19 protein-coding genes are annotated in these 23,350 nt (G+C 63.9%); 9 read left to right on the top strand and 10 right to left on the bottom strand.

Annotated elements, in window-relative coordinates; all coding sequences use genetic code 11:
* Positions 1-61: 61 nt before the first annotated feature.
* Complete coding sequence (locus DEQ92_RS13405; RefSeq protein WP_049968782.1) at positions 62-826, bottom strand: inositol monophosphatase family protein; 765 nt, start codon at positions 824-826, stop codon at positions 62-64.
* A 114-nt stretch (positions 827-940) separates the two neighbouring features.
* Between DEQ92_RS13405 and DEQ92_RS13400 the strand changes: the two genes are divergently transcribed.
* From DEQ92_RS13400 to DEQ92_RS13380, 5 genes are all read left to right on the top strand, one after another.
* Positions 941-1,618 carry a glycerophosphodiester phosphodiesterase gene (locus DEQ92_RS13400; RefSeq protein WP_115820951.1) on the top strand — a complete coding sequence of 226 codons (678 nt, stop codon included), beginning with the start codon at positions 941-943 and terminating at the stop codon, positions 1,616-1,618.
* A 128-nt stretch (positions 1,619-1,746) separates the two neighbouring features.
* Positions 1,747-3,219: an ABC transporter substrate-binding protein gene (locus DEQ92_RS13395; protein ID WP_083864327.1), complete on the top strand. Its 1,473-nt coding sequence runs from the start codon at positions 1,747-1,749 to the stop codon at positions 3,217-3,219.
* A 22-nt stretch (positions 3,220-3,241) separates the two neighbouring features.
* Positions 3,242-4,135, top strand: a complete 894-nt coding sequence (locus DEQ92_RS13390) for a carbohydrate ABC transporter permease (protein ID WP_049968780.1) — start codon at positions 3,242-3,244, stop codon at positions 4,133-4,135.
* Positions 4,136-4,139: 4 nt separating this feature from the next.
* Positions 4,140-5,006 carry a carbohydrate ABC transporter permease gene (locus DEQ92_RS13385; RefSeq protein WP_008097192.1) on the top strand — a complete coding sequence of 289 codons (867 nt, stop codon included), beginning with the start codon at positions 4,140-4,142 and terminating at the stop codon, positions 5,004-5,006.
* A gap of 10 nt (positions 5,007-5,016) precedes the next feature.
* Positions 5,017-6,150, top strand: coding sequence for an ABC transporter ATP-binding protein (locus tag DEQ92_RS13380; protein WP_115820950.1), 1,134 nt, complete (start codon positions 5,017-5,019; stop codon positions 6,148-6,150).
* A 29-nt stretch (positions 6,151-6,179) separates the two neighbouring features.
* On the opposite strand, the gene DEQ92_RS13375 is transcribed toward DEQ92_RS13380, so the two are convergent.
* The 5 genes from DEQ92_RS13375 to DEQ92_RS13355 form a co-directional block, all read right to left on the bottom strand.
* Positions 6,180-6,581 carry a hypothetical protein gene (locus tag DEQ92_RS13375; protein ID WP_008097190.1) on the bottom strand — a complete coding sequence of 134 codons (402 nt, stop codon included), beginning with the start codon at positions 6,579-6,581 and terminating at the stop codon, positions 6,180-6,182.
* Positions 6,582-6,696: 115 nt separating this feature from the next.
* Positions 6,697-6,882 carry a hypothetical protein gene (locus DEQ92_RS13370; protein ID WP_004971567.1) on the bottom strand — a complete coding sequence of 62 codons (186 nt, stop codon included), beginning with the start codon at positions 6,880-6,882 and terminating at the stop codon, positions 6,697-6,699.
* 679 nt (positions 6,883-7,561) lie between these two features.
* Complete coding sequence (locus tag DEQ92_RS13365; RefSeq protein ID WP_008097189.1) at positions 7,562-8,329, bottom strand: IclR family transcriptional regulator; 768 nt, start codon at positions 8,327-8,329, stop codon at positions 7,562-7,564.
* Positions 8,330-8,432: 103 nt separating this feature from the next.
* Positions 8,433-9,539: a Gfo/Idh/MocA family protein gene (locus DEQ92_RS13360; RefSeq protein WP_004041221.1), complete on the bottom strand. Its 1,107-nt coding sequence runs from the start codon at positions 9,537-9,539 to the stop codon at positions 8,433-8,435.
* 99 nt (positions 9,540-9,638) lie between these two features.
* Entirely contained in the window at positions 9,639-11,738 is a 2,100-nt protein-coding gene (locus DEQ92_RS13355) for a pectate lyase (protein WP_199522913.1), read from the bottom strand.
* A 375-nt stretch (positions 11,739-12,113) separates the two neighbouring features.
* On the opposite strand from DEQ92_RS13355, the gene DEQ92_RS13350 reads away from it, so the two are divergent.
* Together DEQ92_RS13350 and DEQ92_RS13345 are read left to right on the top strand one after the other, a co-directional pair.
* Positions 12,114-13,262 (top strand): Gfo/Idh/MocA family protein, encoded by a 1,149-nt coding sequence (locus DEQ92_RS13350; protein WP_049968777.1) that lies wholly within the window; start codon positions 12,114-12,116, stop codon positions 13,260-13,262.
* Positions 13,263-13,285: 23 nt separating this feature from the next.
* Positions 13,286-14,662 (top strand): DUF362 domain-containing protein, encoded by a 1,377-nt coding sequence (locus tag DEQ92_RS13345; protein ID WP_004041218.1) that lies wholly within the window; start codon positions 13,286-13,288, stop codon positions 14,660-14,662.
* Positions 14,663-14,710: 48 nt separating this feature from the next.
* Here DEQ92_RS13345 and DEQ92_RS13340 read toward each other — a convergent pair whose 3' ends face one another.
* The 3 genes from DEQ92_RS13340 to DEQ92_RS13330 all read right to left on the bottom strand — a co-directional run bounded on the left by DEQ92_RS13340 (position 14,711) and on the right by DEQ92_RS13330 (position 18,155).
* Positions 14,711-16,249, bottom strand: coding sequence for a glycoside hydrolase family 28 protein (locus DEQ92_RS13340; protein ID WP_115820949.1), 1,539 nt, complete (start codon positions 16,247-16,249; stop codon positions 14,711-14,713).
* A gap of 117 nt (positions 16,250-16,366) precedes the next feature.
* On the bottom strand, positions 16,367-17,422 hold the full coding sequence (locus tag DEQ92_RS13335; RefSeq protein ID WP_115820948.1) for a S9 family peptidase: 1,056 nt from the start codon (positions 17,420-17,422) through the stop codon (positions 16,367-16,369).
* A gap of 490 nt (positions 17,423-17,912) precedes the next feature.
* A complete protein-coding gene (locus DEQ92_RS13330) occupies positions 17,913-18,155 on the bottom strand; it encodes a hypothetical protein (RefSeq protein ID WP_229722663.1) in 243 nt (80 codons plus the stop codon).
* A gap of 154 nt (positions 18,156-18,309) precedes the next feature.
* Here DEQ92_RS13330 and DEQ92_RS13325 point away from each other — a divergent pair, with 154 nt between their 5' ends.
* Both DEQ92_RS13325 and DEQ92_RS13320 read left to right on the top strand, forming a co-directional pair.
* Positions 18,310-20,406, top strand: a complete 2,097-nt coding sequence (locus DEQ92_RS13325; RefSeq protein WP_008097178.1) for an ABC transporter substrate-binding protein — start codon at positions 18,310-18,312, stop codon at positions 20,404-20,406.
* A gap of 207 nt (positions 20,407-20,613) precedes the next feature.
* Entirely contained in the window at positions 20,614-22,740 is a 2,127-nt protein-coding gene (locus DEQ92_RS13320) for an ABC transporter permease subunit (RefSeq protein WP_115820947.1), read from the top strand.
* A gap of 234 nt (positions 22,741-22,974) precedes the next feature.
* On the opposite strand, the gene DEQ92_RS13315 is transcribed toward DEQ92_RS13320, so the two are convergent.
* On the bottom strand, positions 22,975-23,193 hold the full coding sequence (locus DEQ92_RS13315; RefSeq protein ID WP_004971551.1) for a hypothetical protein: 219 nt from the start codon (positions 23,191-23,193) through the stop codon (positions 22,975-22,977).
* Positions 23,194-23,350: the final 157 nt, after the last annotated feature.

Genomic DNA, 23,350 nt, shown 5'->3' with positions numbered 1-23,350 from the left:
CGCCGAACCGCCAAACTGCCGGGCTGCCAAACGTCCAAACCACCAGTCCGAGACGCGTCACTCACCCGAGGGCGCTGTGCCGCGACATGAGCGAGATGACCTGCCGGTGGAGGGCCTGATTGGACGCGACGACGGTGTCGCCGGTCACATCGTCTATCGCTTCGACGTGCGTCACCTCGCCGCCGGCCTCGCGGACGAGGAGCGGGCCAGTTCTCGTGTCCCACATATCGAGGTTCTGCTCGAAGTACACGTCGAAGCGGCCGGCGGCGACGAGCGCCAACTCCGCGGCGGCCGATCCCATCCGTCGAACGCCTCGCGTCGACTCGCAGAGCGCTTCGAGATACGCGCCGTCGCCGTTCGCTCGGGCCAGCGAGTCGAATCCGGTCACGACAAGCGCGTCCGATAGCTCCGCGGCGTTCGAGACCGAGAGCTTCCGTCCGTTGACGAACGCGCCTTCGCCCTCGATTGCGACGTACAACTGGTCCGCCGGAACGTAGTTGACGACGCCGACGTCGGGCCGTGTCGCACCCTCGTACATGACAGAGACGGAGAAGTGCGGCACGCCGTTGTGGAAATTGACCGTTCCGTCGAGCGGGTCGATGACCCAACGCGGCTTCGGGCGGAACTCCGGAGAGCACTCCTCGGAGACGACGTTGTCGTCCGGAAACGCGGTTGCTATCACGTCGATGATGCGCTCTTCGGCGGCCTCGTCCGCCGGGCGGTCGCGAGACCGCCCGCGAGACCCCGACCGGAAGCGGGCCCGTAACTCGTCGCCGGCGACCTCGGCCGCCCGAATCGCGGTCCACAGGTAACGGTCGTCAACCATACACCGGCTTGGCCGGGACTCGTATATTGTGACTGCTATGTTGTCTCAATAGTAATCTGTTCAGTACGTTGCTATCATAGCACGGTTGATAAGTCGTTGCCGGTGACGTATCGTATGCTCACTATCGGGCATCGAGGCTGTGCGGGCCAGTATCCAGAGAACACGATTCCCGCGGTCAAGCAGTCTGCCCCCCACGTCGACCTCGTCGAGGTGGACGTGATGCGCTGTGGCTCGGGGGAACTGGTGGCGTTTCACGACGACGACCTGTCGCGGCTGACGACGGTCTCGGGGAAACTCGCCGAAACCGCCGTCGACGACCTCACAGCGCTTCGAGTCGGCGGGTCGGAAGCGACGATTCCGCGCTTCGAGCGGGTGGTCGACGAGTGGCCCGCGGGCACCGGCATGAACCTCGATACCCGTGACCCGGGGCTCGTCGAAGACGCCTTAGCGGCCGTCGAGACGCTCGACGAGCGGGTCGTCTTTTCGTCCCCGTCGCGCGAAGCGGTCGGCATCGCCCTGGAGACGCCGTCAGCGGCTGATATCGGCTACTCGTTCCGCGACGAGGTTTCCGCGGAGTTGGCGTGGACGACAGAACGGGGCTGTGATTTCGTCCACGTCGAACACGGCCTGTGCACCTCCACGGACCTCGTGGAGCGCGCGCACGACGCCGGCCTGCTCGTCGACGCGTGGACCGTCGACGACGAATCGACTGCGACGACCCTCCAGTCGGTCGGCGTCGACGCCCTCACCGTCGACCGATGGGACGTCGTCACCACGGGGCCGTGTCCGTGACTCCGACTCGACGCTCGATGCCGACGTGGTTTTTATACCCCAATCAGAGCGGTACGAGCCACACCAGAGAACAACATATGTCTAATTATTTGAGTTATAATAGTAAAATTTAAATTATATGTCCAGATATGTTCCGATACATGCCTGAAAATGGCCCTGACGGCGAGCGAGCCGAAATGACGAACCGAGCTATCGGACGCACAACCAGTCGGCGCGGATTCCTCGCAACGGCGGGGGCCGTCGGTGTCGCGGGACTCGCGGGCTGTTCCGGCGGAGGCGATTCACCCACCCAGACCGGGGGCGGGAGCGCCGAACAGTCGGGAACGACGGCCGGCTCGTCGGGCGCTCAAGACGTGAGCGTCTCGTTCTGGCATATCTTCGGGGGAGAACTCGGCCAGACGCTAGAAGACATGGCCAGCGAGTTCTCACAGCAGCACGACGGAATCACCATCGAGGCGGTCAACAACGGCGGTTACCGACAGAATCTCAATCAGTCGCTGCAAGCGTCGCGGGCCGGCGACCCGCCGGGAATCGTCCAGATATTCGAGGTCGGGACGCGACTCGCGCTCGACAGCGGTTCGTTCACGCCAGTCGAGGAGATTCTGCCCGAAGACAAAATCGACCTCGACGACTTCCTGCCGTCGGTCTTGAACTACTACCGCATGGACGGGACGCTGAACTCGATGCCGTTCAACTCCTCGAACACCATCATGCTCTACAACAAGAGCGCGTTCGAGGCGGCCGGCCTCGACCCCGAAAGCCCGCCGCGGAGCCTCGCGGAAGTCCGGCAGGCCGCACAGACCATCGTCGACCAGACCGACATGGAGAGCGGAATCAGCTGGCCGAACCACACGTGGATGCAGATCGAACAGCAGTTCGCGAAGCAGGACCAAGTGCTCGTGAACCAGGAAAACGGCCGCGACGGTCGACCCGACCAGACGTTCTTCAACTCCGAGGCGGGGCGCAGCGTCTACTCCTGGTGGAAGCAGATGGCCCAAGACGGGCTCTATCTCAACCCCGGCATCGAGGCGTGGGGAGAGGCGCGACAGGCGTTTCTCACCCAGAAGGTGCCGATGCTGTGGGATTCCACGTCGAACATCGTCTCGATGCAGTCCGGCGCGAAGGAGAACGGCTTCGAACTCGGCTCCGGCTACCTGCCGACGCCCGACGGCGCGAACACCGGCGTCGTCATCGGCGGGGGGTCGCTGTGGGTTCCCGACGCCCTCGCCGACGAGAAGAAGCAGGCCGCGGGCGAGTTCATCGCCTACGTCACACAGCCCGAACAACAGGCGCGCTGGCATCGCAACAGCGGCTATTTCCCGGTTCGGCAGAGCGCCATCGACCGACTCACGAACGACGGCTGGTTCGAGAACAACCCCAACTTCAGCACGGCGTTCGACCAGCTACAGGACACCGAGGATACGCCCGCGACGCGCGGCGCGGTGATGGGCGTCTTCCCCAAGACCCGGTCCATCAACGAGGAGATATCGGTCAGCATCATCAACGACCAACTCGGCGTCGAGGAGGGGCTGTCGCGGATGGACACGCAGGTCGGCGAGGCGCTCGCCGGCTACAACGGCAACTACGACGGGAGCGAGTAGGCTCCCCCGACACGTTATTTACATGTCTACTGCCACAAAACCGTACGATTCGACGCTTCAGGCGGCGCTGTTGTTACTCCCGACGGCGGCGGTCCTCGTCGCGTTCCTGTACTACCCCGCGCTCGAGACGTTCCGTCTCAGCCTCTACGAGACGCTGTTCCTCGGACAGCGACAGACGTGGACCGGGCTCGGGAACTTCGTCAGCCTGCTCACCTCGGACGTCTACCAGTACAGCTTCCTCGTCACGGTCGCGTTCGCGGCGGTCGTCGTCTTCGGAACGCTCGGCGTCTCGCTGCTGATAGGCTACCTGATATTCTCCGTCGACGTCCGGTCGTCCGTGTATCTCGTCGCCGCGATTTGGCCGTACGCACTCCCGCCGGCGGTCGCCGCGATTCTCCTGAACTTCATCCTGCACCCGAACCTCGGCATCTTCACCCACTACCTCGAGCTTCTGACGCCCTTTACGCTGGACTGGTTTAACGACGGCCCGCAGGCGTTTGCGATACTCGCGGTCGTCGCGGTCTGGAAGCAGCTCGGCTACAACATCATCTTCATCGTCGCCGCGCTGAACAACATCCCCGAGATACTGACTGAGAACGCCCGTATCGACGGTGTCGGTCGGTTCAGGATGCTGTACAAGGTGTACGTGCCGATGATCGCACCGACCATGACGTTCCTCGTCATCATGAACACGATATACGCGTTCTTCTCGACGTTCCCGCTCGTGGACCTGATGACGAGCGGCGGTCCCAGCGACGCCACGAACTTTCTGATATTCAAGCTCTACCGCGACGCCTTCCAGTTCAACAGCCTCGGGCTGGCGTCCGCGCAGTCCGTGATTCTGTTCGTCGTCGTGTCGATTCTGATGTACCTCCAACTTCGGTTCGCGTCGGGGTACGGGCGGTACGGAGGATAACGAGATGGCAACAGAAACAGACACCACGAACATCGACGCGAGACGGCTCGTCCACCGACTACCCGACGATGTGCTGCTGCACGGCGGCATCGTCTTCTCGATTCTCCTGATGGCGTCGCCGCTGTTGCTCGCGGTTATCATGAGCACGCAGTCGACGACGGAGGTGTATCAGGTGACGAACCTCGGCCTCGGGTCGAAGGGGCTTTCGAACTACTCGGACGCACTCGTGAACTACGACTTCAGCACGTACATGCTGAACTCGTTCGTGATGAGCGTCATCGTCGTCGTCGGGAAGGTCACGCTCTCGCTTTTCGCGGCGCTCGCGCTCGTCTACTACCGCTTCCCGTACGAGCGGGCGGTGTTCATGTTCATCCTGCTGACGCTGTTGTTGCCGGTGCCGGTTCGAATCGTCCCGCTGTTCCAGTTGATGGCCGACCTCGGCTGGACGAACTCACTCCTGGCGTTGACCGGGCCGTACATCGCGAGCGCGACGGCCGTCTTCCTCTTTCGCCAGCAGTTCATGGGAATCTCGGCCTCACTCGTCGAGGTCGCGCGCCTCGACGGCGTCGGCCCGCTCACCTTCCTGTTCAGGGTGCTCATCCCGATGTCGAGGGGGATGATAGCCGGGGTGTGCGTTATCACGTTCATCTACACGTGGAACCAGTTCCTCTGGCCGCTGGTCGTCGTGACCGACAAGAGCAGTCAAGTCGTCCAGGTCGGGATTCGGTACCTCCAGGGTTCCGCGCAGGCGGGGCTGACGCAGTGGGGGCTCATCATGGCCGGTGCGGTCCTCGCATTGCTCCCGCCGCTCGTGGTGCTCGTCGTGCTGCACCGACCGCTCCTGCGGACACTCACCATCCAACAGAAATAGCGAACTCACCATGTCAGACATCACGATTCAGAACCTACGGAAGACGTACGACGACGTGCGCGCCGTGAAGGGTATCGACCTCGAAATCGACGACGGCGAGTTCCTCGTCGTCGTCGGCCCCTCGGGATGCGGGAAATCCACGACGCTCCGGATGCTCGCCGGCCTCGAATCGGTGACGGACGGTTCTATCGCCATCGGCGACCGCGTCGCCAACGAGGTGCCGCCGAAGGACCGACGCATTGCGATGGTGTTTCAGAACTACGCGCTGTACCCCCATATGACGGCGGCCGAGAACATGAAGTTCGGCATGAAATCGGCGAGCGAGTTCTCCCGCGACGAAATCGAGCGACGCGTCGAAGATGCCACCGAGACGCTCGACATCGCGCATCTCCGCGACCGAAAACCGAAGGAACTCTCGGGCGGGGAGCGACAGCGGGTCGCTATCGGCCGCGCGCTCGTCCGCGAGCCGGACGTGTTCCTGATGGACGAGCCGCTTTCGAACCTCGACGCGAAACTGCGGGTCCAGATGCGCGCCGAGTTACTCAAGCTCCACCGCGACCTCGAAACGACGACCGTCTACGTCACCCACGACCAGACGGAGGCGATGACGCTCGGCGACAGGGTCGCCGTACTCGAAGACGGGAGGCTCCAGCAGGTCGCTGCGCCCCAGGAGCTGTACGACTACCCGACGAACCAGTTCGTCGCGGGGTTCGTCGGCGAGCCCGCGATGAACTTCATCCCCGCGTCGGTCCGACAGCGAGGGGATGAACACGTCGCAACGGCACCGGGGCTTTCGCTCACACTTCCCGCCGGCTCGGGACTCGACGGTATCGACGACGACGGACTCACGCTCGGCGTCAGGCCCGAAGACGTGTCCCTCGTCTCGAACCGCGCCGGGGTGTCAGAGTCGTTCACCGCCGAGGTGACGGTCACCGAACCGCTCGGAGAGCTACTGCTTTTGCACTGTCGCCTCGGCGACGAGGAGATTCGAGTCAAGGTCGAGCCGCGGAGCCGAATTGCGGCCGGGGACACCGTCGAACTCGCCGTCGATACGGACCGACTCCACCTGTTCGATTCGGACGGCGACGCCGTGTACCACTCGTCTGTACCCGAGCAGGAGACCGAGAGCGCCCTAGCAGATTGACGAGGGCGAGGTGGGCACGGACCCCGTCACTACTGTCCGTCGAAGGGGTCAGGCGACAGGTCCAGCCCCGCCCGCTCCTCGTCGGTGAGCTCTTCGAGAACGCTCGTCCCGGAGCCCGGTTTCGAGTCCCACGACCAGTCCTCGTGGAGGCGGAGGCGACCGTCGCCCAGTCGCTCGATGCGGTCGGTCGAGTGGCCGGTCGCGGTCGTCCCGTCCTCGGTGACGTGGGAGTACCGGAAGTCGAGCGTGTCGTCGAGGCGGAGACCGACGAGGTGGCCCAGCCTGACGGTTCCGCCGCGGTACGTCGCGTGAATCAGGTCGTCGGACTGGTCGAACCAGAAGTAGGTGTCGCCGCCGACGTCGCCGCCCTCGGCGTTGGCGACCGACTTGAAAACTCGTCCGTCGAGCGACGGCGTGCGAGATTCGGGCATAATCCGTGTGGGCGGCCGAACGGTATGAGTGGTTCGCCGAAACGTGTGCAGGTGCGGGCACCCTCCCGGCCGGCCGCCCGTCACGGCCCGTCACGGCCCATCACGCCACCGTCGGTCAGTAGCTACTCCGGTCTCCCGAGCCGCCGTCAGAGCCGCTTTCAACCGCGTCAGTCGCCTTCTCGATGCCTTTCTTGGCCTTCTCCTCGCTCACCTTCGTTCGCTTTCCGATCTGCTTGGCGACGTCGTCTTCGTGTCCCTCTACGAGGCCGAGCAGCCGTCGAAGCTTGCTCATCACGCCCATAGCATCAGAGATAACGACTCCTCGGAAGAAAAGGTGGCGGCCGTCGAACGAACACAGCGGATTCCGAGAGCAGACACCGAAAGAATAGTAAATTATTCGTTATATATTCAGAAGTGATATTTCACGAGGCGACGTCTCGAACCTCGATTCGTAGTTCGGAAGTACAGGGAGACAACGGAGAGAAGCGAACGAGCCGTAATGACCGTTTGATCGGCGTTCACGGATTGTTCTCGATGGCGAACTGTGGCGGTTCGGGGCAGTGTCGACCGGTGCCGAAAGCCCGAGCCGAAAATCGGTCCGAGCGGGCCATCTAGTAATTTTCGCCGTTTCAGCGACCGAGTAGTGATTTCTCGGATGCCGTCGAACGCGAGTCGATAGATAGCGCCTCGGGGCTCCGAAATGAATTTATTCTGATGAAATTGTTAATTGGTATAGTATCCGATAGTAAGATTGCGCCGGGCGTAATCGAGCACGTGCAGTCACTGCGTCCGAACGCTCGCTCACCACGGTGGCGCGTTACGAAAATATATTACAGACGTACGAGCGTAATTTGTTGATTCGCAGTAATAATCCAGCGGAGAGAGCAGCTGTAACTATCGTAAGTATATAATGTTCGGCAGTTCCGAACGTCCGAAGAACGGTCGCCGGCGGCGAGTGACGCGAGTCGGTCCCACCCGAGTCACGCGAGCGCGAGTTCCAGTTCGAACTCGCTGACGATGTCTTTGACCGTGTGCGCGAGCTCGGCTTTCCTGTCCTCGCCGGTCACCGAGTGGGCCGGCCCCGTGACACTGAACCCGCCGATAACGTCGCCCGAGCGGCGCGTCGCGGCGACACCGATAGCGTAGAGTTCGTTGAAGTTCTCGGCGCGGTTGACGGCGTAGCCCTGCTCGCGGACGCGCTCTAACTCCTCGAACAGCGCCTCGCGGTCGGTGGTGGTGTTTTCCGTCTCCTGCGGGAGGCCCCATCGGTCGATTATCTGTTCGATGCGCGGCTCCGGGAGTTCCGCGAGAATCGCCTTTCCGACGGCGGTGTTGTGCAGGAACAGTCGGTTGCCGAGTTGCTCGTGGGACCACCCCATCTTACTCCCCGACGCGGTGTGCAGGAAGACGGCCTTTCCCCCCATCTCGACGGTGAAAATCGACCGGAGGCGGGTCTCTTCGAACAGTCGCTCCGTGAACTGCCGCGCGAGGACGAACGCCGGCTCTCGCGTCCGGACTTGGTTCCCCAATCGGAGCAGTTCCGGGCCGATGAAGTAGAAATCGCCCTCCTTGATGACGAACTGCTCCTGCTTGAGCGTCGCGAGGTGGCCGTGAATCGTGCTCTTGGGCTTGTCCATCCGCTCGGCGATTTCGGAGACTCGCGCGCCGTCTATCGCTTCGAGTTGCTTCAGAATCTCTATCGAGGTGGCGGTCGTCCGGAGCGTCTTGGTCGAGTCATCCGTTGGCATGACTCAATATTTTCGGCTATACATTTAAAGTTCAGGATAGTCGAACAGCTGGTCGACCCCGCGGCGCAGGGTGGCCCGGCGGGCGCGGCGTCGTCGGGCGCGTTCACCCCTCGACTTCGACCCAGCCGCCGCGCTCGCCGGACTCGTAGGCCGCATCGAGGACGCGAAGCAGCTGCACGGCGTCGTCGGCCGTCGCGGGCACGTCGCCGGTCTCGTAGCCCGCGAAGTAGTCCTCGAAGTAGTCCTGCACGAAGTCGCCCCACGCCGGGAACCGGTCGTAGGTGAACTCGAACTCGACGGTCCGCTTGGGCGCGGCGGTCCAGTCGGGGTGTTCCGAGGTGATGTCGAGCGGGACCGTGGGTTCGTGCTGCAGCGAGTCGTGGTGCAGCGGCGTCAGCGCCTGCCCCTCGGTGCCGTAGAGCCCGAGGTGCGTGTCCTTGCCGCGGTCGCTCAGGTAGTAGCCGGTGTGGTACGTCCCGAGCGTCCCGCTTTCGGTCTCGAACTGGAGGACTGCTCCGGCTTCCACGTCAGCCTCGACCGCGTCGTGGAACCGGGCGTTCACCCGCGCGATGGGGTCGTCGAGAATCCACGGCATCACGTCGACCCAGTGCGGGCCAATCCACTGGAGCGCGCCGCCGCGACTCGTCTCCCGGTCGTAGAGGTAGTGGTCGGTGTCCCGGTAGGAGAGCTGGCTGGCGTTGAAGCGGCCGTCGAGCGTCCACACGTCGCCGAAGAAGCCCTCCGAAACTCGGTCGCGGAGCGCCATCGCGACGGGGTTGCGCCGGTAGTACATCGTCGGCGAGACGGTCACGCCGAGCTCGTTGGCCCGCTCGGCGATGTCTTCGAGGTCGGCGGCGGTCCGAGCGATGGGTTTCTCGCTGACGACGTGAACGCCGTTCTCGACGGCGCTCTCGATGATTTCCGGCGTCTCGTCGCTCCGGTAGGTTATCCACGCCACGTCGACGTCGGCGTCGGAGACGAGTTCGTGTGGGTCCTCGTAGACCGCCGCGCCGCCGACGAGGTCCGCCATGTCCTGTCCCTCGGTCGTGATTTCGTCGGGCCGGTCGTCCATCGCCGCGATGTTCTCCACGTCGACCCGCCGGCCGGGCTCGCAGACCGCGGTAATCGTCGCGTCCAACTCGCTCGCGACCGCGAAGTAGGGGTCCCGGTGGTGGTGGTCGATACCGATGTATCCGATATTCGTACCCATACACGTAGTTCACCGAAAGTGATTTAAAAATGTTCGGGTACAAGCAAGGTAATCGGCGGCGGACGGTGCGGTGGCAGACGGTGCGTCGGCTTCGTGCGGTTAGCGCTGCGGCGTCTCAACCCGACGAGACCACGACCGGAGCCACGGGCGAGTCCCGCCGTTGGGGACGTTCAGCTCGTGGCTGTTGACCGGGAGGTCCGGGTAGCCGCCGACCTGTTCCTGACTGTCGACGAGGTAGCTCTCTCCGCCTTCGACGTTTTCGAGAATGCGTTCGTCGGTCGCCGTCCGGTCGGCCGGGCGCGCGCCGACGTTCGCGAGGTTGTGGTCGAACGTCCGGTCCGACGACATCGCCGCCAGTCCGTCGGGCCACAGCGGCCGTTCATCGACGACAGTCACGTTCTCGTCGACCATCGCCACGTCGCCGTCGGTGAGGTTGTCTTCGAGGTACGCCACGGCGGTGTCCACGTCGTCCTCGGTGAAGACGTTCGCCTTGTCCGAGTTGGGTCGGAGGTAGGCGTTGCCGACGATGCTCGCCTCGGTGTCGGGGTCAAGCCAGGTGCCGTCTTCGAAGTCGTACATCACGTTGTTGACGACGACGCTCTCGGTTCCCTCCTTGAGTCTGGGATGGCGGTCGGTATTGAACGCCCAGACGTTCCCCAGCATGGCGACGTTCTTCGCGTCGTTGCCGATGAGCGACCCGTAGCCGTGTTCGCCCTTCGGGTGGACCGAGTCGTCGAGCGCCTCGGCGACGAGGCAGTTCGAGACGGTCGTCTCCGCGGTCTCGTAGCCGACCGAGAGGCACTCGTCGACGCTCCACGAGGCGGAGACGTGGTCGATGACGTTGTTCGTCGTCTCGTCGGCCGTGTTGACCGTGTCGAGCGCCCAGTCCTCGGTCGCGTCCTCGATGCCCGCGTCGCCGAGTCGGACTCGAACGTGCTGGAGGACGCAGTCGCTCGCCCCGATATTCACGCGACCCTTGACCAGGGTGACGCCCGGCGAGGGCGCGGTCTGGCCCGCGATGTAGCACTTGTCGTACGGAATCGGGAGGTCGCGCACGCCGAGGTCGATTGTTCCGCTGGTCTCGAAGACGACCAGTCGCTCGCCGTCGATGGTGACCGCCTTTTCCAGTTGGCGGCGGGTCGGTTCGGTTATCACGATGATCGGGGTGTCGTCGTCGAGCCACGGTGCGGCCTCGGCGAACCCGTCGCTCGGTCCGAAGTAGGACACGCTGTCCGGGCCGGCGTGGGCCGGAACCTTGCTGTTCGACGGGTTCGGGGTGCTGAACGTGGAAACCGAACCCCGAGCGGTGTCGCCGTCGGCCGTGTCCGCCACCGCGCGAACCTCGTAGTAGCGACGCCGCGTCAGGTCGTCGGCGTCGACGCTGAACGCTCCCGACGAGGTGAGTTCCGTCGAATCCGTGTTCTTCCACGACTCGGTGGGTACCTCCCGGTACTCGAAGTAACACTCTGCGGAGTCGGCACCGCCGAGGTCGCCGAGGTCGCCGGTGAGCGTGGCGGACCCGGGGCCGATGTCGGTCACGTCGCCGGTCGAGACGAGCGGGACGCCCGTCGTGTTCTCCACGCTCCCCGCGACTTCGACGTCGCCGATATCGCGGTTCCGGTCGGGGTCGACCCCCGAGAGACTCTGGAACGTCGCCGTCGCGAGCGTCCCCGAGAGGTGGCTGGTGACTGCCAGTCCGACGTAGACGCTGTCGCCCAGCGAGATGTCGGCGGCGTCGAGCGTGTTAATCGACGTCCACGTCTCGCCGTCCGTGGAGTGGTAGGTCTCTATCGTGTCTCCGCTTCGCTTGAGACGGAGCCAGTCGGCCGGTGTGCCGCCGACGCTATCCGTCTCAGCGCCGTCTTCGGGCCGATACTGCATCGACGCCTCGCCGTTGGGCCGGCGACGGACCATGACGTTCTTCGAGTCGGGGTCGAGCGACTCGCGGACCATCGGGCCCGCCTTCGTCCAGCTTTCGACGTTGTCGATGCCGGTGTTCTGGACGGCGACGTCGAAATCGCCGCTCAGCTCCGTATAGTAGTAGTGAAACGCGTCGGCGGTGCCCCAGATGTCGTCGCCGCCGCCCTGCATCGAAATCACGGTCGCGGCCGCGGCGCTGCCACCGAAGAGGCCAGTCGTCGCCGCACCGATACTTCCTGCTCCGAGCACGCGGAGGAACGTCCGTCTGTCGGGTCTCATGAGTGCATCACTCGAACAGACAACATATTCAACGATTGTTATAATTTATGGCAGTCTGGACCGAGGCCGACACAGCATATAAAGTTCGAGAGTGTCGAACGAATGACGCCGGCGCTGGTTCGAAATGACGAGATGAGACATAAGATATTACACCAATATGTTTGTAACACATCGCCAATTCCTTATAAAATTCGGGATATTCGAATAGAGGCGTTCACTCACACACGTCCTCGATTACGCTCTGTCGGACATCGTCGTAATCGACGGTTCGCGGATGCAGGCGACGGTCAGGCGCGCGAATCGTTCCGGCGGAAACCGAAACCATGCAAAAGGTTATTACACTCCGACCAGCAGATTGGTGCAACGAGTCAGCACATGCAAGAGCTAGGTATCATCATGAACGGCGTGACCGGCCGGATGGGAACGAATCAGCATCTCATCCGCTCCATCGTCGCGCTGCGCGAGGAGGGCGGCGTGGAACTTCCCAGCGGGGAACGAGTAATGCCCGACCCGCTTCTCGTCGGCCGTAACGAACGCAAACTCCGCGAACTGAGCGAGGAACACGGTATCGACCGGTGGACCGTCGACCCCGACCTCGAGACGTGTCTCGACGGCGACGACGAGGTGTACTTCGACTCGCAGATAACCCCCCGCCGCCCGGACAGCGTCATGAAGGCCATCGACGCCGGAAAGCACGTCTACTGCGAGAAACCGCTGGCGAGCGACCTCAGCGCCGCGCTCGACGTGGCCGGGATGGCCGAAGAGAGCGACGTGAAACACGGTATCGTCCAAGACAAACTCTGGCTCCCGGGGCTGTTGAAGCTCCAGCGACTCATCGAACAGGACTTCTTCGGCGACATCCTTTCGGTGCGCGTCGAGTTCGGCTACTGGGTGTTCACCGGCCACGGCCAGGAGGCACAGCGCCCCTCGTGGAACTACCGCGCCGAGGACGGCGGCGGTATCGTCGACGACATGTTCTCCCATTGGAGCTACGTGCTGGAGAACCTCTTCGGCGAGGTGGAGTCCGTCCGCTGTCTCCAGAAGACCCACATCGACGAGCGAATCGACGAGGACGGCGAGCCCTACGAGGCGACCGCGGACGACGCCGCCTACGCTATCATGGAGCTGGAAGACGACATCGTCGCCCAGCTCAACTCCTCGTGGACCGTCCGCGTCAACCGCGACGACCTCCTCGAGATTCAGGTCGACGGGACCGAGGGAAGCGCGGTCGCCGGCCTGCGCGACTGCAAGACGCAGGGCCACGCGAACACGCCGAAGCCGGAGTGGAACCCCGACACGCCGAAGGAACACGACTTCTACGAGGACTGGACGGGCGTCCCGAACAATCAGGTGTTCGAGAACGCGTTCAAGCTCCAGTGGGAGAAGTTCATCCGGCACGTCGTCGCCGACGAACCGTTCCCGTGGGACTTCACCGCCGGGGCGCGCGGCGTCCAGCTCACCGAGGCGAGCTATCGGTCCTCAGAGGAGGGCCGCCGCGTCGTCCTCGACGACCTCAGCGTGTAGAAAGGCCCCCGACGAACAGTTTTATGTCGAACTCGGCCGTCGAGTTCCGCATGCACACAGATGGCGACGAGAACCCCGTAGACTGGCTCTCAGTCCCGGAAGACGTTATCCTCGAAGCGTGCGGTAACCCCTCGCTCCCCGAGTTAGGTATCATCGAACAGGTCTGGGAGACGAATCCGATTCCGGCGGCCGACGTTCCGGAGGCGGCCGCGAAGGCCGTCGCCGCGCTGTCGTTCGCGGCTGTTCCCGAGGGTGGCGAGGTCGCGCTCGGCGTCGGGAGCCGCGGTATCGCGAACATACCCGACATCGTCGCGGGCGTCGTCGACGCCGTCTCCGAGGCGGGCTACGAGCCGTTCGTCTTCCCCGCGATGGGGAGCCACGGCGGTGCGACCGGCGACGGACAGCGGGAGATGCTGAACGAACTCGGCATCACCGAGGAGCGAATCGGCTGCGAGATTCGGTCCAGTATGGAGGTCGTGGAGGTCGGGCGCACGCCGGACCGCGACGTGCCCGTCGTCGCCGACGCCAACGCCGCGGGCGCGGACGCCATCATCCCCATCAACCGCGTCAAGCCCCACACAGACTTCGACGGCGAGGTCGAAAGCGGGCTGTCGAAGATGCTCGTCATCGGCATGGGCAAACAGCGCGGCGCGCAAATCGCCCACAAGTGGGCCGTCGACTGGTCGTTCCGACGGATGATTCCCGAGATAACCGAGCAACTGCTGGACTCGCTTCCCATCGTGGGCGGCGTCGCCATCGTGGAAGACCAGCACGACGACACCACGCTCATCGAGGGCGTCCCCCCGTCGGGATTCCTCGACCGCGAGCGCGAACTGCTCGAAACCGCGTACGAACTGATGCCGAAGCTCCCGTTCGAGGAGCTCGATTTGGTCGTGTTCGACCGACAGGGCAAGGAGATTAGCGGGCAGGGGATGGACACGAACGTCATCGGCCGCCGACCGTTTTCCATCAACGAGCCCGCGCCCGAGAAGCCGAACATCAAGCGCATCTACACCCACGGGCTGACCGAGAAGACCCACGGCAACGCGATGGGCGTCGGGTCGGCCGACGTGATTCACGAGGACATCGTCGCCGAGTTGGACGCGCAGACGACGCTCATCAACGCGCTCACCGCGAGCACCATCCGCGGCGTGAAACTCCCGCCCGTCGTCGAGACCGACCGCGCGGGCGTGGTCGCCGCGCTGTCGACAATCGGCGTCGTCGAGCCCGACACGGTCCGGGTCGTCCGCGCGGCCGACACCATGCATCTCCACCGGCTGTACGCCTCGCCGGCGCTCGTCGAGGAGGCCCGCGAGCGAGACGACCTGCGCGTGGTCGAAGATCCCACACCGATAGCGTTCGAGGACGGCCAGTTCGCCGCGCCGTCGCTCCGGGACTGAAGAACGCGAGCGCGTCTTTTTCGGAAAAACGAGTGCGTCGGGCGTCGCCTACTGCTCGACCGTTTCTGGCTGCACCGAGACGACGGCCTCGTCCATGTCGCCGTAGTTGCCGGCGAGGAGTACCGAGGACTCGCCGTCGCTCTCGCCGCGGACGCGGGCGAACGGCTCGCCGTCGTCCGGGGCGACGCAGCCGCCGATTCGGAGGTTCTCGACGCCGTCTGCCTCGACTGCCGGCCCCTCGTCCGCCTCGGCCTCGAAACCGTCGAGGACGACGGTCGAACTCGCTTCCGCGGTCAGCGGGGTCCCGCTCCCGTCGGGGACCGTCACGCGAACGTCTTTGAACGAGACGCGACCGAGCGACTTACAGAAGACGCCGTGTCGCTGGTCGTACCCCTTCGCCATCGCCGGCGAGAGGTCCGAGGCGTCGAACGGGCGGGTCGCGTCGATGTCCACGTCGGTAAAGGAGATTCCCTCGAACCGCTGTTCGGGGAGGCCGGCGAGGAACGCCGCCGACTCGACCTCCTCGGCGGTGATGTGGTGGAAGTCGACGTTTCGGACGTTCGGCGTCGCCTCGGTGACGGGCTTGGGGTCGCTGTCGATGTCCGTCTGGTAGTAGCCGTTGATGACGAACGGGCAGGCGACGCGGCGCATGATGATGGTGTCGAACCGGAGGTCCTCGACCGTCCCGCCGCGGCCGCGCTTGGACTTGATGCGGATGCCGCGGTCGGTGTCGGTGAAGGTGCAGTTCGTGACGGTGACGTGCCGCACGTCGCCGGCAGTCTCGCTCCCGATGACGACGCCGCCGTGGCCGTGTTCGACCGTACAGTTGGTTACGACGACGTTCTCGGTCGGGCGTCCGACCTCGCGGCCCTGCTCGTCCTTGCCGGACTTCAGGCAGATGGCGTCGTCGCCGGCGTCGATGTGGGTGTCGCTGACCCTGACAAAGCGCGAGGAGTCGATGTCGATGCCGTCGCCGTTCGGAGCGTCCGGCGGGTTCTGAATCGAGACGTCGTGAATCGTCACGTCGTCGGAGTAGACCACGTGGGTGTTCCAGAACGGGGAATTCCGGAGCGTCACGCCGGAGACGGTCACGTTCTCACAGCCGTCTATCTGGAGCAGCGGCGGGCGAACCGTGAACGTGCTCACCTCGTCCTGCTGGTTGCCGCTTCGAATCTCCTCGAGTCGCGCGGCGAGTTCGGAGGGGTACTGCTCGGGCGGTAACGACACGAACTCCCACCAGTAGGAGCCGCCGCCGTCGATGACGCCCTCGCCGGTGATGGTGACGTTCGAGGCGTCGGCCACGTGGAGACACGGGTGGAAGCCGTCTTGGTCCCACCCCTCCCAGCGGCTCTCGACCGTCGGGAACTCGGTGAAGTCCTGGACGAACCGGAGTTCCGCCCCGTTTGCCAGTCTGAAGGTCGTGTCGTCGCCGACGCGGAGCGGGGCGCTGCGGTACGTCCCGGGCGGGAGATACACCTCGCCGCCCTCGCCGGCGCAGTCGTCGAGCGCCGCCTGAATCGCCGCCGTGTCGAGCGAATCGTCGTCTTCGATACCGTAGTCGCGCACGTTCCGCTGTTCGAGAGTCACGCCTGAAGCATCCGCGAGCGCGTTCATAAACGTTGTGCCGAGGTACCACGACGCACCGAAATCGGCGACGAGAGGCGAGACGAGAGACGGAAGCGGGGGCGGAGAGAGCACGCCGACTCAGAGTCGGTCGCGCAGGAAGGGCCACGCGCCGGCCTCGAAGAAGCGGTGGCCGCCGTCGCCGACGAAGAGGCTGCACTCTCCCTCGGCGTCCGCAGCGCGGTACCGACCCTGGATGCGGTCGAACGCCCGTCTCGTCCCGGCTATCGGGAAGATGGGGTCGGATTCGCCCGCGACGATGCGGAGCGGTCGCGGGGCGACGAGGCCGGCGATGTCCCACGCCTCGCCGAGGCGTCGGAGGCCGGGGACGTAGTTGCACAGGCAGTGGTCGATGGGGACGATGGAGTCCTCGAACGGACAGACCGACGCGCAGGCGACGACGTGCCCGATTCGGTCGTCGAGCGCGCCCGCGAGCAGCGCGACGGTCCCGCCGCCGGAGTGGCCGCAGACGGCCAGTCGGTCGGCGTCGAGCGCGGAATGCCCCTCGACGAAGTCGACCAGACGACGCACGTCCCACACGCGCTCGCCGACGAGCGACCGGCCGAGGAGTTGGGCGCGCTTCTGCCAGCGCGTACACGCGCTGACGGCGTCGGACGAGTCCGAGTCGTCGGATGTGTCGGGTGACAGCTCGCCGAAGGCGCGCATGTCGGGAGCGACGACGGCGAAGCCCCGCCGGGCCGCCTGTCGGGCCATGTCTCGTCGGTCGTCGGCGATGTGACGGCCGGCCGCCTCGCCCTCGGCGACGCCGGCGGCGAGGTCTTTGCCGTGTTCGGTGTGGCCGTGAAGCGCGACGGCGACGGGGTACGGCGGGTCCACCGAGTCGGGGAGAAGCAGGTAGAACGGGACGCGGAACCCCCGTTCGGTGCGGACGCTCCACGTCCGTCGCTCGTAACTCCGGTGTCGAACCGTCGCTTCCGGATGCTCCCGTCGCCTCGGGTCGATGTCCTCGACGGCGCTGTCGCGAATCGCCGGAAATCCGAGCACGTCGCGCAGTTCGGCGCGGAACGACTCCTGCCACGCCTCGAATTCCTGTCCTGTCTCACCCGCGTACGCGGCCGAGCCGTCGGTCGCTCGGAGGACGTCGTCGAACCAGTCGTCGTAGTCGAAGCCAGTCATTCGGTGTCGTTCCGACGAACGCAACGGGTTCACAAGTGCGTGTCGACGTCGCGGATCGGAGGATTGTTCCCCGTAGGCGAACAAACCTAAATGCGAATGAAATCGGTCGTAAAACCCATCACTCGTCGGTTTTCGGTCGTTTTCGATGGAGAACGAACCGACCTGAAATCGGGAGAATGAGCATTACGGTTGTAGCGTCGTCACGGCGCGTGGCGAACCGAGTCAATCCCCATTTCCGCTAGTAGAGGCCACAAATGCCACGATTCTGATGTTCGCGGCGGCGACTGGGACGCCACTCAGCGAGGACGCCCAACCGAATTCGGATGTTGAGTTCCCCATACGCGAACAAAAACTAACATCTAAATTACAAATTAGGAACGAAAATCGGAAGACAGCGGCGAGATAGCGATGAAAGTGATACTATGATATGAAGAACAGTGATGAGCCGAGTCGGGAGAGACGACGGGAGAAAACAGAAAGCCGAAAGCGTTCAGTCGAGGGCGTCACTCAGGTAGCCGCACCGCCAGAAGACGACGCCGACGGTCGCGAGGAGCACGCCGGCGAGGGCGAAGTCCATCATGAGGACGACGTACGACGCGGTCCCGCGTTCGATGCCCGTCATCGCGAGGAGGCCGAGGACGACGATGAGCAGCGTAAACGAGAGCACGCTCGTCCACAGCATCTTCTTTCGGCAAATCCAACATTTGAAGTACGACCGTTCTGAGGTTCCCATTACCGGCGATTTCGCAAAACGGGATAATAGTCCTTTGGGGGACCGCCCCGCGCGTCGCGAGAGTCACGGGCGCGGCCGCGTAATCAAATAATGTCAGTAGATAATTACCATTATCGATGGGTATATATGGGATAGTCATAATGGGTACTGTGTGATGGATTCGCAAAGCAGCGCTGAGTCCGACAAGTGGATCAGCGACGACGAGTGGGAAGACGTATCGCCACAGACGCGCCGTCGTCTGCTTCGAAACGCGTTCGGTGCCACGGCCGGCGCCGCTGCGCTGGCTGGCTGTAGTCAGGGCGGGAACGAGGATACGCCGACGCCGCTCGAGAACGAAGGCGGTGGCGGCGGGAGCACGACGACTGACGGCGATTCGACCAGCCAGTCGTCGGGTCGAACGCTCGACCACATCATCTCGCTCGCGCCGACGAACGCCCGGTTCAATCCGTACGGCAACGCCGCGAACTTCTCGTTCCGGTGGTACTGGGCGATGTTCGACCAACTGGCCGTCCACGACAAGGTGTCGAACAAGACGAAAGGGATGGTCGTCGAGGACTGGGAGTACGCCGACAACGGACAGGTCGCGTGGAACATCCGCGACACCTACACGTGGCACAACGGCGACGACCTGACCGCGGAGGACGTGGCGACCCAGCTCAAAATCGGCAAGCTGATGCAGACCGTCCACAAGGGCTACGGCGCGCAACCGCTGTACGAGAACGTGGAGACGACCGGGAAGTACGAACTCACGTTCGACCTGGTCGAGCCCGACATCAGCCGGGAGATATTCGAGTTCGGTCACATGAAACGCCGCGCGTGGCTCTGGGCGCACCGAGACATCTGGGGGAAGTACGCCGAGATGTTCGACGACGCCACCACCGAATCGGAACGGACCTCCGCCCAGCAGGAGATGATGCAGGCGGTTCAACAGAACGTCTGGGACAACGCGAACGTCCCAGGGAACTCCGTCTGGGAGTTCGTCAGCGGAGAGGAGAACGTCGCGCACTTCGAACCCTACGACGACTACGTCAGCCCCTTCAGCGACGCCGAGTGGTCGAACGGCGAGATTACGGGCGACATGATAGACTACAGCCTCGACTGGCACCGCTACCCGAACCAGCAACAGCGGACCAAGGCGATGCAGGAGGGCGTCATCGACGTGAGCTACCCGCCGGAGTCGCAGTCCGCTCGTGACCGGCTCAAGGAGAACGGGTGGGGGCCGGCCGACAGCCTCTCCGAGGACCAGATTACGCCGCAGATGCGCAGCGGGGCGATGGGCGTCCTGCTCAACTGTCAGAGCGACATCACCGGCGACCCGCGCGTCCGGAAGGCGATTCACCACATCGTCCCCCGGAAGCCGCTCGTCGAGTGGGTTCCGGACTACGGCACCTACTGGGTCGAAGACCGCATTCCGTCCGGCATCGGGCAGGACAAGGAAGTGCCATGGTTCGGCGGGAACTCGAACTGGCCGAGCGGCGACCTCGCGAAGCTCGAGCGGTACGCCCACACGGAAGACGACGTGGACGAACAGCGGGCGACCGAACTCCTCGAGGCCGCCGGCTTCTCGAAGTCGGGCAACCGCTGGAAGGACCCGAACGGGGAGAACGTCACCCTTCGGTTCTACACGGCGACGTCCGACGAGGAGCCGATGGCCCTACGGTTCGCACAGATCGCGAAGTCCTACCTGGACGACTTCGGTCTCCAGACCGAAGTGACCGCACAGGAAGCGACCATCCGCGCCGGCAAGACCATGGAGTCCGGCGACTGGGAGTTACTGTTCGACAACTGGGGCGGTGCGAAGTCCGGCCCGCCGTTCCTCGGCTTCTCGAACTCCTTCAGAGTCCAGGAGTCGCTGTCCGGACAGCCGCTTCCGAGCAACGACAGCTGGGCGATGGACCGCGTCGTCGAGGTTCCGTACCCCATCGGCGACCCGGCCGGTGACCTCCAGGAAGTCGACGTCATCGACAAGCTCAACGAGCTCCGGACGCAGATGTCGGACGAAGAGCGCAGACAGAAGGTCGCGGAAGTCTCGTGGATATTCAACCAGTCGCTGCCGATGATGCTCATCAACGAGGAGGGCGGCACGGGCGGCTACTGGCTGAATCACGACAACTGGGCGACGAAGCCCCCGAACGACAACCTGAACCCGGCGTACCGCTACGAGATCGTCGAGATCGGTCAGTACTCCTACTGCCAGTACATGGCCAAGATGGGAACCGAATACTTCCACCCGGCGGAGGGAGGCCAGTAACCGCGCCGAGCGCCGCCACCTGAACGAGAAACCGTCGTCTCACCGAGTCAGTCAGAACGTATCAGCCATACGGTGAACTCCCCGTCCGGAGGCGCAACGCGCCGCCTCCGGACGCGACGACGGCGAGGTCGGTTCGGTCGAGTGCGGACGAAAGTAGCCCTATTCATAATGATTAAGTACCCACATGAGAGGTAAGAACTAGCAAGGATGGTCGAGAAAAATTACTACGTGCGCCGGATAGCGCAGGCCCTGATAACGGTCTGGGCGGCGATCACGTTCTCGTTCGTGACGGTTCGGCTCATTCCCGGCGGGCCGATGGACTACATCGCCGCGCAGATCAGACAGCGGTCCGGAGGGGCGGTTTCGTCGACCCGCCTCAACCAGATGGTCGAGATGTACTCGAACATCAACCCGGACAAGCCGATGCTGCAGGCGTACGTCGAATACATCGTGTCGGTCGCGCAACTGGACTTCGGACGGTCTATCTTCTACGCGGACCCGGTCTGGAACGTGCTCGGACCGGCAATCCCGTGGACGATGTTCGTCTCGCTTTTCGCCCTCGTCATCGGCACTATCATGGTGTTTCTCATCGGCGGCTTCCTCGCCGTCCACGAGGGCGACACCTGGGACGTGGTCGGGAGTTACTTCGTCATCTTCTCCGACGCCGTCCCGTACTACATCGTCGGGCTCGTACTGCTTTTCACGCTCGGATTCGGTACCGAGTTCTTCCCCAACGGGGGGCGGTACGACAACGCGCTCACGCCCGGGTTCAACATCGAGTTCATGGCCAGCGTGCTGCGACACGCGGCGCTGCCTATCATGTCGTTCGCGCTGACCTCGTGGGGCGGCCTCGAGTTCCGCGCGCACTGTACCCGCATCATCGGTGAGGACTACGTCGACGTGGCGGAGCTCAGGGGACTGCCCGACAGCCGGATTCAACTTCGGTACATCGGGTGGAACTCGATGCTGCCGATGTACACCGGCCTCATGGCCGGCCTCGCCAGCCTGTTCGGCGGGTCGGTCATCATGGAGCAGATATTCCGCTACCGCGGCATGGGCTTCTACTTCTACGAAGCCACGATGGCGCGAGACTACACGACGGTCATGGCGGCGGTCATCCTGTTTACCATCGTCACCGTCGTCGGCCTGCTCATCGCCGACTTCACCTACGGCTTCATCGACCCCCGCGCCGGGCACACCCAGCGCGAGTCCTACTCGCGGTCGTACCGCGAGACGCTCCAGCGGTTCGTCAACCGCCTGCGGGGCGGCGGCGCGGACGAGACGGAAACCATCGACGACCGCATCGAAGGGAACCGCATCTCGGCCAGCGGCGCGATGAGCTTCGACGTCGATAGCTCCGACTTCTCGCGCGGAGAATACATCAGAGAGCGAATCGACCAGAGCCTCCTGACCCCGTTCCGCATCATCTGGACCTCGCCGCGGGCGCGGGTCGGGGCGATAATCCTCGGCATCTTCGGCTTCCTCGGGCTGTTCGGGCCGTACATCGTCCCCGAAGTCAGGCCGATGCAGGGGCCGATTCTCCTGCAACCGCTGGAGAACATGCGCTACCCGCTCGGCACCGACGACATCGGCCGCGACCTCCTCGCACAGCAGGTGCTCGCGACCCGCCCGATGCTCATCATGATGCTGTCGGGCGCGGCGGTGACGCTCGGCCTGGCCATCCTTCTCGGAGTCACGGCCGGCTACCTCGGCGGCGTCATCGACAAGGTGCTCATGACGGTGACGGACGTGATGATGAACATTCCCGGCCTGGCGCTGGTCATCGTCCTCGCCGTGATTCTCGAACCGAAGAGCCCGGTGTTCGTCGGGTTCGTGCTGGCTATCGACAACTGGCCACGGTTGGCCCGACAGCTCCGCTCGCAGGTGCTCACTATCCGCAGTGAGTCCCACGTCGAGGCCTCGCGCGTGCTCGGACTGCCAACGTCGAGCATCCTCTCGAAGAACGTCATGTCCCGGCTCATGCCGATGCTGACGATGGGGACCGTCGGCTCCATGCGGAACATCCTGATGGAGTCCGTCGGCCTGTACTTCATCGGCGTGCTGCCGTTCACGACGAGCAACTGGGGCGTCGTCCTCAACATCGCCCGCAACGGCGGCGCGCTGTCCGGCATGGACCGCTTCCACTGGCTGCTCGCGCCGATACTGTTCATCGTCACGATGACGTACGGCCTCCAGCTGTTCGCGCAGGGGACGGACCGACTGTTCAACCCCCGCCTCCGCGCGCGGCACGCGGCCACCGTCTCGACCGACGACATGGAAGGCGGTCGCGGCGGCTCGGAAGGCGGCGACGGTGCCGCACCGGCCGCGGACTGACCGACCGGACCAGCCGGTCCGTTTCGCGTCGCTGTTTTTTTTCGATGATCTCGACCCGAGAGCGGTCGTGCCACGCTGTCTCAGGGAAAAGGTTAACACACGCGCTATCGACCTACGAAACGGACTTCAACCATGAAAGTGGAGAAAGAAGGAAATACGACGCGGTACCTGCTCGGCCTCGTGATACTCGTAATCCTGCTCGTCGGGGTGTACTACGGATTCACCATGATGTGATCAGAACAGCCGGTACGCCCAGAGCAGTACCCGGAACGCGACGGCAACGAACACCAGCAATCCACCGATTATTCCGAACATTCCCGCCCAGACGCCGGTCTGAAGTGCGGCACCGAAGAGAATCAACAGCGCGCCGAGGAAGACCACCGTCGAGGTGATACCGCCGATTTTGGAGCGAACTGTCCACAGCACGTTCTGTCGCGTTTGCGCTTGCGCCATGTCAGCACGGACATCGCGGACGAACTTATAGTTTGCCGGTATCGGCAGCCGAACCCGGCGAAGACTCCGATATCGGCGCTCCTCGACTGCGGCGGCGGAAAGTATTAAGTAGTATTGAACGTGATAGATTCCTACTACGGTCACATGTTGACGATAG

It is taken from the genome of Haloferax sp. Atlit-6N (assembly GCF_003383195.1).
Taxonomy (GTDB): Archaea; Halobacteriota; Halobacteria; order Halobacteriales; family Haloferacaceae; genus Haloferax; species Haloferax gibbonsii.
Note: the sequence above shows the minus strand (reverse complement) of the source record. Positions and strands in the feature narration are given on the sequence as shown.